This is a genomic window from Seonamhaeicola sp. MEBiC01930 (assembly GCF_045277075.1).
Classification (GTDB): Bacteria; Bacteroidota; Bacteroidia; order Flavobacteriales; family Flavobacteriaceae; genus Seonamhaeicola.
In genome coordinates this window covers 1,555,861-1,567,712 of the sequence record NZ_CP104270.1, presented here as the reverse complement: position 1 = coordinate 1,567,712, position 11,852 = coordinate 1,555,861, and the positions used below count along the sequence as shown (strand labels likewise).

8 protein-coding genes and 10 tRNA genes are annotated in these 11,852 nt (G+C 33.9%); 16 read left to right on the top strand and 2 right to left on the bottom strand.

Translation table 11 applies throughout. The features are described 5' to 3' along the window. The first annotated feature begins 13 nt into the window (after positions 1 to 13). Positions 14 to 373, top strand: coding sequence for a YraN family protein (locus tag N1F78_RS06885; RefSeq protein WP_406685437.1), 360 nt, complete (start codon positions 14 to 16; stop codon positions 371 to 373). A 116-nt stretch (positions 374 to 489) separates the two neighbouring features. On the opposite strand, the gene N1F78_RS06880 is transcribed toward N1F78_RS06885, so the two are convergent. Both N1F78_RS06880 and mfd read right to left on the bottom strand, forming a co-directional pair. Then, entirely contained in the window at positions 490 to 1,821 is a 1,332-nt protein-coding gene (locus N1F78_RS06880) for a TlpA family protein disulfide reductase (RefSeq protein WP_406685436.1), read from the bottom strand. A gap of 20 nt (positions 1,822 to 1,841) precedes the next feature. Beyond that, positions 1,842 to 5,186: a transcription-repair coupling factor gene (gene mfd / locus N1F78_RS06875; RefSeq protein WP_406685435.1), complete on the bottom strand. Its 3,345-nt coding sequence runs from the start codon at positions 5,184 to 5,186 to the stop codon at positions 1,842 to 1,844. Between the two features lie 203 nt (positions 5,187 to 5,389). On the opposite strand from mfd, the gene N1F78_RS06870 reads away from it, so the two are divergent. From N1F78_RS06870 to N1F78_RS06800, 15 genes are all read left to right on the top strand, one after another. Beyond that, the gene (locus N1F78_RS06870) at positions 5,390 to 5,770 is read left to right on the top strand and encodes a DUF2750 domain-containing protein (protein WP_406685434.1); all 381 of its coding nucleotides are present in this window, start codon (positions 5,390 to 5,392) and stop codon (positions 5,768 to 5,770) included. Further along, a complete protein-coding gene (locus N1F78_RS06865) occupies positions 5,770 to 6,243 on the top strand; it encodes a T6SS immunity protein Tdi1 domain-containing protein (protein ID WP_406685433.1) in 474 nt (157 codons plus the stop codon). Before N1F78_RS06870 ends, N1F78_RS06865 begins: the two co-directional genes overlap by 1 nt. A gap of 490 nt (positions 6,244 to 6,733) precedes the next feature. Then, positions 6,734 to 7,165: a TerB family tellurite resistance protein gene (locus N1F78_RS06860; protein WP_406685432.1), complete on the top strand. Its 432-nt coding sequence runs from the start codon at positions 6,734 to 6,736 to the stop codon at positions 7,163 to 7,165. Positions 7,166 to 7,851: 686 nt separating this feature from the next. Next, complete coding sequence (locus N1F78_RS06855) at positions 7,852 to 8,385, top strand: tetratricopeptide repeat protein (protein WP_406685431.1); 534 nt, start codon at positions 7,852 to 7,854, stop codon at positions 8,383 to 8,385. Between the two features lie 17 nt (positions 8,386 to 8,402). Continuing rightward, positions 8,403 to 8,485, top strand: a tRNA-Tyr gene (locus N1F78_RS06850). Between the two features lie 256 nt (positions 8,486 to 8,741). Then, positions 8,742 to 8,813: transfer RNA gene (locus N1F78_RS06845), tRNA-Pro, on the top strand. 92 nt (positions 8,814 to 8,905) lie between these two features. After that, a tRNA-Glu gene (locus N1F78_RS06840) sits at positions 8,906 to 8,977 on the top strand. Positions 8,978 to 8,983: 6 nt separating this feature from the next. After that, positions 8,984 to 9,056, top strand: a tRNA-Lys gene (locus N1F78_RS06835). A gap of 5 nt (positions 9,057 to 9,061) precedes the next feature. Continuing rightward, positions 9,062 to 9,135: transfer RNA gene (locus N1F78_RS06830), tRNA-Leu, on the top strand. A gap of 5 nt (positions 9,136 to 9,140) precedes the next feature. Beyond that, a tRNA-Leu gene (locus N1F78_RS06825) sits at positions 9,141 to 9,214 on the top strand. A 5-nt stretch (positions 9,215 to 9,219) separates the two neighbouring features. Then, positions 9,220 to 9,292: transfer RNA gene (locus N1F78_RS06820), tRNA-Arg, on the top strand. A gap of 6 nt (positions 9,293 to 9,298) precedes the next feature. Next, positions 9,299 to 9,372, top strand: a tRNA-Gln gene (locus N1F78_RS06815). A 4-nt stretch (positions 9,373 to 9,376) separates the two neighbouring features. Beyond that, a tRNA-His gene (locus N1F78_RS06810) sits at positions 9,377 to 9,449 on the top strand. Between the two features lie 110 nt (positions 9,450 to 9,559). Next, positions 9,560 to 9,632 (top strand) — tRNA-Phe (locus N1F78_RS06805). An 899-nt stretch (positions 9,633 to 10,531) separates the two neighbouring features. Next, positions 10,532 to 11,632 carry a slipin family protein gene (locus N1F78_RS06800; RefSeq protein ID WP_406685430.1) on the top strand — a complete coding sequence of 367 codons (1,101 nt, stop codon included), beginning with the start codon at positions 10,532 to 10,534 and terminating at the stop codon, positions 11,630 to 11,632. Positions 11,633 to 11,852: the final 220 nt, after the last annotated feature.

Sequence of the window (11,852 nt, the reverse complement as noted above, 5' to 3'; positions counted from 1 at the left end):
TGTAACTTGTTATATGGCAAAGCACAATGAACTTGGTAAAAAAGGGGAGCAATTAGCAGTTGATTTTCTTATTGAAAATAATTATGACATTGTAGAACGCAATTACCGTTTTGATAAGGCTGAAGTTGATATTATTGCTCAAAAAGATGATACGCTTGCTATAATTGAAGTAAAAACCCGATCGAGTACCGATTTTGGAAATCCTCAAGATTTCGTAAAGCCAAAACAAATAAAAAACCTAGTAAAGGCTGTTGATGAATATGTATCCGTTAATGGATTAGACTTTGAAGTTCGTTTTGATATTATTGCCATAGTTAAAGAAGGGAATCAATTCAATATTGAACATTTAGAAAACGCCTTTTATCACTTTTGACACGATAATGTCGCCCTGAACTGTCACACTGAGCGTAGTCGAAGTGTTGTTTCAGGATCCATTTACATTTATGATGAGATGCTGAAATAAATTCAGAATGACAATAATTGATAGGATTAATTATTGTCAAAAACTTTCTTTAAAGCTTCGAAGTCTTCAGGTTTGGCAATAATTTTTTTGTCTTTATCCAGAACAAAATATGTAGGTGTAGCTGAAACAGCATAACTATTCCCTATTTCATTATCCCATTTTCCTTCACCATAAACATGAATAAAGTTAGGAGAATTACCAATTAACTGCATCCATAAATTAGGTTCTTCTTCTAAACCAATTGCAATCACTTTTATGTTCTCTTTAGTTTTAATAAATTTTTGCAAAAGTGGAATTTCATCTAAACAATGTGAACAAGTACTACTCCAAAATACTATAACATAGTTATTCGCCCCCTCAAACTCACTTAATGTCTTAGTAGTTTTTTTACCTTCTAATTCAATTTCAATAGGGAAATCAGGCGCCGTTTTTCCTAGAGAAACATCAGCATATTTAATTAGAGCATTTAAAAGTTCTTGGTCATTTAATTCTACGGCAATATCCATCAAATATTTTTCAGAAATATAGTTGGCAACAACCTCATTATTTAAATCCGCCATTTGTTGCCATAAGCTTACTAATAAAATGCGCTTCAAAACATTTGGTGCAGACTCCATTACATTACATATAACATCTATATTATTCTTATAGTTTGCAATCTCATCTTCAGAATCAATGCTCATCCCAAACACATAGTTCAATATTTTCTCTTCTAAAAAATTAGAACTTTGCAAGGTTTCATTTGTAAAATCTACATAATCAAAATAGTGTTCTTTTAAATTATTTACATAAGTTTTTACATCTTCAAATGTCTCAGGAATATATGGTTTATTACCTTTAATAAACTCTAAAACCATACGCCCTTTGGCTGCTTCTTCATAGTTTGTCTGTGCTCCTCTTTGGGTATCAAATATTTTTGCCAGTGCCAAGGTATCTGTACTTTGCTCACTAAAAAATTTACCAATACTATGTGTTACCATAGACATACTATTGGTATATGAATCTAGTAACATATTTTCAATAGACGATTCAAATTTCACCCCTGTTTCACTGTTGAAAGTAAGCTCAACATTTTCCTCTCCGTTATATATAATATCAAAATTATAATCTTCTTGGGGTATAGCATATACCAATCTGTACATGCCTTTTGTTACTGTAGAATCTAGCTTAATCTCAAAACTTCCCTTTTCATTAACTTGAGAATTTGCTATGTATTCAGAAACCGTTGGAGTTACCTTATACAAGATAACTACTTTATAATCTTCTGCCGGTGTAAAAGTGCCCTTAATTGTATGTTGCGCCCAAACTGTTGCTGGCAGAAATACTATAATTAAGATGTATTTTAAAATATGTTTCATTGATTTAATTCAGACAATAATTAAGCCACAATAGGTTTTAATAATGTTAAAGCTTTTTCAACTGAATTTACGTTTTCAAAAGTAAGTAATAATCGTAAACCTTGTCGAGTTTGTTTCTCTTTCATTTTACACAAATTGGAGTTTGATTGTACATAACCCAATACCTTGGTAAACACCCCACTTTGATAAAAACTACTTTGCTGATCACTGATAAAATACCCAATAAACCTTCCTTGTTTCATTATGATTTTTTCAAAACCTATTTTAGTGGCAATCCACTTTATTTGGACACTGTTTAACAAATCGGTCACTTGTTCTGGTAATTCACCAAATCTATCTATTAGCTCTTTTTCAAATTGAAGTAATTCTTCCTCAGTTTTTAATTCATTAAGCTTGGTGTAAAGACTCAATCTTTCTGCAATATTATTCACATAACTATCTGGAAAAAGCAACTCAAAATCAGAATCAATAGTAACATCCTTTACATAAACTTTGTCCTCATCTGATTCATTATATAAATCTTTAAACTCATTTTCTTTAAGCTCTTCAATAGCTTCATTTAATATTTTCTGGTATGTATCAAACCCTATTTCATTTATAAATCCACTTTGTTCTCCTCCAAGCAAATCTCCTGCGCCCCTAATTTCTAAATCTTTCATGGCTATATTAAACCCGCTACCTAACTCTGTAAACTGTTCTAATGCCGAAATTCTCTTTCGTGCATCATCTGTCATTGCAGAATACTCTGGTGTAATGAAATAACAAAAGGCCTTTTTATTACTTCTACCAACGCGCCCCCTCATTTGATGTAAATCACTTAAGCCAAAATTATTGGCGTTATTGATAAAAATAGTATTAGCATTAGGTACATCTAAACCACTTTCAACAATTGTGGTACTTACTAATACGTCAAACTCACCGTTTATAAATGAAAGCATGAGCTGTTCTAACTTTTTACCTTCCATTTGCCCATGACCTATGGCTACTTTTGCATCAGGGACCAACCTTTGTACTAAGCCAGCAACTTCTTTAATATTTTCAATTCTATTATGAATAAAAAACACCTGTCCACCTCGTTGAATTTCATAACTTACCGCATCTCGGATAGATTCTTCGTTAAACCTAATAACATGGCTTTCTATGGGGTATCTATTTGGCGGTGGAGTTGTAATAACAGATAAATCTCTGGCAGCCATTAAACTAAATTGAAGTGTACGCGGTATAGGTGTTGCAGTTAAGGTTAAAACATCAACATTCTCTTTAATGGTCTTTAGTTTTTCCTTTACGGCAACCCCAAACTTTTGCTCCTCATCAACAATTAAAAGTCCTAAATCTTTAAACTTTACATTTTTATTTACAAGTTGATGTGTTCCAATTATGATATCTACTTTTCCTTGCTCTAGGGCTTCTAAGGTTAAACGTTTTTCTTTTGCTGTTCTAAAACGGTTAAGGTAATCTACAACCACTGGAAAATCTTGAAGTCGCTTTCTAAAAGTCCTAGCATGTTGGTATGCTAATATGGTTGTAGGAACCAATACAGCTACCTGTTTTCCATTATCTACAGCTTTAAAAGCCGCTCTTATGGCAACCTCGGTTTTTCCAAAACCTACATCTCCACAAACCAAGCGGTCCATTGGGCGTTCGCTTTCCATATCGGCCTTAATATCGGCCGTAGCTGTACTTTGGTCTGGTGTATCCTCATAAATAAATGAGGCCTCCAGCTCATGTTGCATGTAACTATCTGGGTTGTATTGATAGCCTTTTTTAGTTTTCCGTTTGGCATAAAGTTTAATTAAATTAAAAGCAATATGCTTAACGCGGGCCTTGGTTTTTTGCTTTAAGGTTTTCCAAGCAGAACTACCAAGTTTATAGATTTTTGGAGGTCTACCATCCTTACCATTATACTTGGTTATTTTATGAAGCGAATGAATACTTAAATACAAAATATCTCGCTCCCCATAAATCAATTTAATAGCTTCTTGTTTCTTACCTTCAACATCTATTTTTTGCAGACCTCCAAAACGACCAATTCCATGATCTATATGGGTAACATAATCCCCAACATCTAAATTGGTAAGTTCTTTTAAAGTGATGGCTTGCTTTTTGGCATAACCATTTTTAATATTGAATTTATGGTAACGTTCAAAAATTTGATGGTCTGTATAACAAACTATTTTATTGTCATGGTCTACAAACCCTTGGTGCAAAGATTGCACAATGGTTTTATAGATTACTTCCTCATCAACATCATCAAAAATGTCATGAAAACGTTTGGCTTGCTGTTCGCTAACACAGGCAATGTAATTGATATAGCCTTTATTATGATTAGAATTTAAATCTTCTATCAATAAATTGAATTGTTTATTGAAAGATGGTTGTGGTGTAGTGTTATATTCTATTATTTGTGACTCTTTATTTTTAAAAACATTTTGAGTTCCAAATTCCACTAGCGAGAATTCCAATAATTGCTTTTTAAGCAATTCTGAATTACTAAACAACTCTTCTGGTGCGTCATGTTTTAATTCAGAAGACAGTTCTTTAAAAGCGGTTTCTGCTTTATTGAAGAAATCGTCTATTCTGGAAAAGCATAAATCGGCATTCTTTAAACATACTACTGTTTTTTGTGCAATATATTTTAAGAAACTCTGTCTACTTTCTTCAAGAAATTTATTTGCAACATTAGGTATGACATTGATTTTTTTAATCTGGTTTACCGAAAGCTGAGACTCCACATCAAAAGTCCTGATACTATCTACCTCATCACCAAAAAACTCTATACGGTAAGGTTCGTCATGAGAAAATGAAAACACATCTACAATGCCACCACGTACTGAAAACTCCCCTGGTTCTGTTACAAAATCAACCCTCTTAAATTGGTATTCAAACAAAACTTCGTTTACAAAATCTATGGACAGATTATCGCCAACAGACACTTTTAATGTGTTGCGCTCTAGTTCCCTTCTAGTTACAACCTTCTCAAAAAGGGCATCTGGATAGGTAACAATGATGGCTGGTTTTTTTCGAGAATTTATTCTATTTAAAACTTCTGCTCGTAACAGCACATTGGCATTATCGGTTTCCTCAATTTGATAAGGTCTGCGGTAACTACCCGGATAGAATAACACATCTTTATCATTTATGATTTGTTCTAAATCGTTTAGATAATGTGCTGCCTCTTCTTTGTCATTAAATATTAATAAAAAAGGCTTTTCTGAAGCTTTAAAAACACTAGAAATCACATATGAAAATGCGGATCCTACTAATCCTTTTAAATGTGTTTTTGCTTGAGGATGGGCAATAGCAGACCGCAGATTTTGCGTTTGCAAAGTCTGTACATAAGACTGCGAGAGATTGGAAGTACTCACTTAATGAAAGTCGTTTTAACGAATGCAAATATAGGGGTTAAATTTATTTTTGAGAATGATTAATTCTACGCTTCATAAAAAAAAATTTGTTTCATACAATGCTTTACTAAGCTTGACTTTGTCAGAAAAATTACCGAACTTCGTTTAACAATCGATAAACTTCATTAAAACGGAAGTCTATCTCCACGTTGTAAAACATTTAAATGAACCACCAGAAAATAAATAACATTTTTGCTCTTAACTCAAAAGAAAGGTATGGTTACCTCCTGAGAAAAGTAGCCGATTTTGAAACAATTTATCTGATTGCAGATAACGAAGACAAATATGTTATGATAGGTTCAAATGATTTAAGTGTTATTCCTGTTTGGCCTGAAAAAGAATTTGCAGAATTATTCCTAATTGACGATTGGAAAAACTATAAAATTGTTGAATATGACATTCACGAATTTATGGACTGGTTAACTGATTTGGAGAAGGAAAACATAGAATTAGCTGGATTTCCGAATTCAGATTTTAATACTATTCACGTTTCTGCTGTGGATATGAAAAATCATATATTATATGAACTAAATCAATACGAATAATGAAAATTACTTGGGACGATTTAAAAGTAGATTTTAATCATATCGACCAAAGCCGACTGACTGAAAGTTGGAATTGGTTAATTGGAACTGATAAAAAACCGATTTTAATGTCGAGTATTGGTGATTTATTTCTTGTAGATAATAATGGAGTTTGTTATTGGCTAAATGTTGGAGAAGGAATCCTTGAAATAGTCGCTAATAGTATTGATGAATTTAAAACTAAATTAAACGATAATGAACAAGTCGATGAATGGTTTTTGATTGGATTAATAAAAAAATTAAAAGAAAGTGGACTTGAGCTAACTGACAAACATCTTTATGGATATAAAAAATTGCCAGTTTTAGGAGGAGAATATGAGCCTGAAAATTTTGAATTAACTGACATAGAAGTTCATTTTGAATTAAGTGGTCAAATTCAAAAACAGATTAAAGATTTACCTGACGGAACAAAAGTGAATATAACAACGGAATAAAAACGTTTTACAACACGGTGTATAAAACATAGCTAATAAGTGCTTCACCGAAAGGTTTGTGTATATTTAGAAAGTCCGCCAAATTTTTAATTTGGCTTTTAAAAAGAGAAAAATTAAAAACAAAATATAAAAATTCGGCTCTGTGTTAACCCGAAAAGTTAGTGTCTTTTTACACGCTACGTTTCATACACAAGTCCGTTAAACGAACTTCTCCAAAGACCGGAACAATCTTAAATTAAAAAAAACAAACAACAAATATTCCCTGCGTTAGGTATTGAATGGTTAGACAGCGCTCACCACAGGTTTCATGTTTCAAATCCCCAACGAATGAGGGATTGAGTAGTGAAATATTTTCATATTCACAAATACTTATAAAATAAAAAAAAATGAGGAAAGCCCGACCCTTGTGGTAACGCCCAAAAAATTGAAATTTGGGTTTAAAATCTTAAAAATAATATGTACGTTTGCAGCACGATAAAAACAATAATATATGTCGATTTCAGATTTATTTGATAGTGGATTTAAAAAACGTAATGAAAGTCATTTTGCGTCAATAGTTAGAGTTGCTATGGCAGATGGCATAATTACTGATGAAGAAAAAGCGTTTTTAGATAGGTTAGCAAATAATTTGTCTATTAATGAAGCAGATTATAAAGCTATTTTAAAAGATTATAATTCGCACCCTATAAATCCGCCAGTGTCTTATGATAGACGTTTAGAGCGTTTATTTGATTTAATAAGAATGGTGTATGTTGATAATATTGAAGGTGAACCTGAAATGTTATTGTTGAAGAAAATTGCAGTTGGACTTGGTTTTCACGCAGTAAACGTGAAATACATAATTGATAAAGCTACTACTTTAGTTAGTCAAGGAGCAGATTTAGATCATTTTGTGGACCAAATAAAGAATATGAATAGATAAGAAATAGTTTAAAACTATCATATTTAAAACGTCCAACTTGTGTTGGACGTTTTTTTTTGAAAAAAATTTAGAATTAATTGAATAAAGATTTTAAAAACTAAAATATAGGCCTTTGAAGTATAAGCAACTGGGAGACAAACTTTTGCCAAAAACCTCAAGTATCTGCTAAAAAGCGGACAGGAATTCTATTATCTAAATTTCAATTTAACTATTTGATTATCAAGTAATTATATTTAAAAAAGTTTTGTTATTTAAAAAATAGTTCTAATCTTTGCATCGCAGTTTTAAACAAACTACTGCAACAAAAAAATAATAGTTATTCTGATATGCATTTTGGAGAACACTTCGACTGCGCTCAGTTTGACAAACAAATATTAATAAAAAAAAGAAGTCATGTTACAACATAGTATACCCTTTTGGAATAGGTATAGTGATTTTGAATCACTCACAAGGCTTCGGTATTTTCTGCGCATCTGCTTTAAGTAGGTATATTTTCCAGAAAAGAATCCGAAGCAAGTAAACTGTTTCGGATTTTTTTATTCCTAAAATTTAAGAATACCGGTCTGAATCGGTTTTAATAGCCACTTTTTAGTGTGCATTTAAAACAGGTCTCTATAGACTATTTAAAAAACAAGGCATGTTAACCCTAACATGGGTTAAAAACTAATGCCTTAAAATTTAAAACAATGGAAAATAATTTACATAACAACTATTTGTTTAAAGCTTTAGATGCTTATCCATATGAGTTAGAAGAAACCTTGGAAGCATTGAACTACGCTTTATCATATAACAGTAAAGATGCTCAAGCCTTATGCTTAATGGGACGTGTTTATGCTGAACAATTAAAAGATTACGAAACAGCTAAACAATATTATGCAGAAGCGGTGGCTCATGAGATGGAAATGCCAAAAACTTATCCATTCTACATTCAAACATTACTATGGAATGAAGACTATGATGAAGCCGAAAAGCTGATAACATTTGCTTTGACTATAAAAGGTGTAAACAAATCTATTTTACACTATTACAAAGCGGTTTTATTAGAAGAGCAAGGTCAATTTAAAGCAGCTGTAAAAGTTTACAAAACATCAATTAAGCTAGCAACTGATAACTGCATCATTAACTATGTAGAAAACGAATTGAGCCGTGTTAAGAAAAAAATAAAACCTAAAAAGAAGAAGAAAAAGAAAAGCAAGAAAGCTAAAAAATCGGCGAAGTAGCCTTTGCCGATTTTCAAGGGAATTCGTCAGCGTTGGAGAGCTGGGACTGTCTGTAAAACAGTTGTTTTAAACTTAGGAGGTTCGAATCCTTCAATTCCCACATCACATATCTATGGTGTAATGGATAGCACGAGAGTCTTCTAAACTCTAAGTCTAAGTTCAAATCTTAGTAGATATACAAATTGGTTCATTGGGGTAATGGCTATCCTTCCCGATTGTCTCTCGGGAGAAACGAGTTCGATTCTCGTATGAACCGCAAACCGGAGAGTAGGCAAATATTGGTTTGTTGCGCTCACCTGCTAAGTGAGTTTACCGTTTTGGTAATGAAGGTTCAATTCCTTTGCTCTCCGCAAAATCTGGGAAGATAACGGTGGTTGTTTACCCGTCTTGGGCACGGGAGGTCGCAGGTTCGAATCCTGCTTCTCAGACGAAGTAATCAAATCAAGTTTACTTGAATTTGGTTCGAGTTGAGACATTGCAGGAAAAACGAAGTTATTCCTACTTCTCAGACGAAATATTTGCTCCGTTGGTCAAATGGTTAAGACGCCACACTTTCTATGTGGAATTAGGGGTTCAATTCCCCTACGGAGTACAAAATTGAGGTATAGCTTAATTGTTAAAGCACCGAGCTTTTAACTCGGGTGATTTGGGTTCAACTCCTAATACCTCAACAAACGCAGGAATGGCGAAATGGGAAAACGCGCTCGACTTAGACTCGAGAAACTGGGAGTTCGAATCTCTCTTCCTGTACTTAAGCTCTACTAGCCCAACTGGAAGAGGCATCGGTCTTAAACTCCGTTCAGTCCAAGTTCGAATCTTGGGTAGAGTACAAATAAGCTTATGGTGTAATTGGATAGCACTCAAGGCTACGAACCTTGAAGTATGGGTTCGAATCCTATTAAGCTTACAAAAATAACCTGTGGTGTAATGGCAGCATTCAAGAATTTGACTCTTGAGGTAAAGGTTCAAATCCTTTCAGGTTATCCAAAATGGTGTCTTTAGTTTAATTGGTAAAACGTCTCATTGTGGATGAGAAGAACATGGTTCGAATCCCGAAGTCACCCAAAACACCAATTAATGGTTGATAATTGGTATGGAGCATCTATAGTGTAATGGCTCGCACAAGAGGTATATCCTCTAAGATCAAGTTCGAATCTTGATGGATGCTCAAAAAGGAACAGTAGCAAAGTTGGTCAATGCGCTGCACTGAAAATGCATAGATATAGGTTCGATTCCTGTCTGTTCCGCAATATTAAGTTCATTGAATGAATGATATTCCTGCTTACGCAGGAAACAGCATCAAGCTGGTCTTGTTGAGTGTTTCGGTATAGCACTATTGTATAAATCGTTGCATGAAAGTATTGCGGTTTTATATTCAACTAGACTTGAAGGTTAGGATTTCATCCAAAAAAATCCACCAATTCGTGTGGGTTCGAGTCCCACTATTTCCCAAACGGGGGATATGGCGGAAATGGCAGACGCACTAGATTAGGGTTCTAGCGAACAGTTGACATTCTGTAAAAATGTCTCATTTAGGTCACAGGTTCGAATCCTGTCGAGGCCACCATTTTAGGCCTCGTAGCTCAGTGGGTAGAGCACTACACTCATAATGTAGGTTGAAGCTTATCATCTTGTAAAACTGATAACAGTAGTCTGTCACACTACTTAATAAAAATGGCAAAAACAGTGAGATTATGAATCAGCATTGGTGCTCCCAAAGCCAAAGCAATCTTGAAAGTACTTAGACATACTGATTTTTAATAGTTAGCTATAACTACTGTTTTGTGTTCAGAATTAGAAACCAAGTATTAATTGATTTGATACGTCCTTTTTATGACCCAACACATAACACTATTTATTAATGGTTATTAATATGAGTATCTCCGTACTGGACAGATGATTTTTAATCTGCTGTTTTTAAGACGAATTATCGCGTTAGGGATTGAAGTGGTTAGCTTTTGGTGAGGCGTGCATCGAACCAAAACTATGTACGGAAAGCCCGACCCCTTGTGGGTAACGCCCAAAAATATACTTTAAAACTCAGTGTACTCGTATTGAGAATTGAAGTTGGTAAACCCTCCGTTACAGGAATTGCCACCGCCTTTAAAAGGGCAAAAGCGAATGTTTAATTTTAAAAAATGTAAAAATGAAACGAGTAAGAATTAATGCAGGAAAAGTAGGTTTAGTTTTCAAAAAAGGTGATTACCTAAAAGTAATTACAGAAGGAAAACATTGGTTAGGTTTTAAGCAACGTGCGCTTATTTATAGCTTAGAGAATGCCTTTACAGCCCCTATAGCGTTAGAAATCTTACTAAAAGACGAAACGCTTGCGGCAATGTTAGACGTAATTGAAGTAAAGGACAGCGAATTGGTTTTAGTTTACGAAAAAGGAAACTTTAAAACCATTTTAACTGCCGGACGTTACGTGTACTGGAAGGGCTTAATTGAGCGTGAATTTACACGATTAGACTTAAGCAAAATTTATATTACTGAAAAGCTAGACAAGGCTTTGTTCAGCAACTATGAATTAAGCAAGTATATTAGAACCTTTGAGGTTGCTGCTTACGAAAAAGCGGTGCTTTTAGTAGATGATGTTTATGCTAAAACCTTAACGGGTGGTATTTACAGATTCTGGCGAAACGACACCTCAATTAAAATTGCAAAGGCTGATTTGCGTCAGTTACAATTAGAAATTGCGGGTCAGGAATTGTTAACTAAAGATAAAGCGGCTATCCGTATCAACTTTTACACTCAGTACAAAGTTACCGATATTGAAAAAGCTTTATTAGAAAACAAAGACTACGAAAAGCAATTATACATTGCAATGCAATTGGTGTTACGTGCCTACGTTGGCGCTTACACTTTAGATGAGTTGTTAGAACGTAAAGACAACATTGCAGAAGCGGTGTTTGAAAATGTTAAAACAGCTGCAGAAAAATTAGGTGTAAGCGTATTGAACTGCGGTATTAGAGACGTCATCTTAACTGGAGACATGAAAGAGATTATGAACCAAGTATTAGTAGCTCAAAAACGTGCACAAGCCAACATTATTACAAGACGTGAAGAAACAGCTTCTACCCGTAGTTTGTTAAATACGGCAAAGTTGATGGAAGAGAATGACATGCTGTACAAACTAAAAGAGATGGAATATGTTGAAAAAATTGCCGACAAAATTGGTGAGATTACCGTTTCTGGTAATGGTGGTATTGTAACACAATTAAAAGATATTTTCTCTGTGAGTAAATAGGTGTTTTAGGGCGTAACCCCGCTTTTGGCGGGGTCGCGCTTTTATTCATGATTTTCTATTTCAAATTAATGAATTCATGAACAGAAATGTTTCGCTATATCCTTTACAAAAAAGCAAAAGGATGCCGCTACAATCGCTTACGCGTGTGCACTTGCTAACAGCTTATTAAATATCAAAATTAAATGGTATTTTAAAATTCCTCAATTCCCTACCTTTGAAA

Coding starts and splice junctions, on each gene's coding strand:
- N1F78_RS06885 (WP_406685437.1), top strand. CDS start 14: ATGGCAAAGCACAATGAACTTGGTAAAAAAGGGGAGCAATTAGCAGTT.
- N1F78_RS06880 (WP_406685436.1), bottom strand. CDS start 1,821: ATGAAACATATTTTAAAATACATCTTAATTATAGTATTTCTGCCAGCA.
- N1F78_RS06870 (WP_406685434.1), top strand. CDS start 5,390: ATGAACCACCAGAAAATAAATAACATTTTTGCTCTTAACTCAAAAGAA.
- N1F78_RS06865 (WP_406685433.1), top strand. CDS start 5,770: ATGAAAATTACTTGGGACGATTTAAAAGTAGATTTTAATCATATCGAC.
- N1F78_RS06860 (WP_406685432.1), top strand. CDS start 6,734: ATGTCGATTTCAGATTTATTTGATAGTGGATTTAAAAAACGTAATGAA.
- N1F78_RS06855 (WP_406685431.1), top strand. CDS start 7,852: ATGGAAAATAATTTACATAACAACTATTTGTTTAAAGCTTTAGATGCT.
- N1F78_RS06800 (WP_406685430.1), top strand. CDS start 10,532: ATGAAACGAGTAAGAATTAATGCAGGAAAAGTAGGTTTAGTTTTCAAA.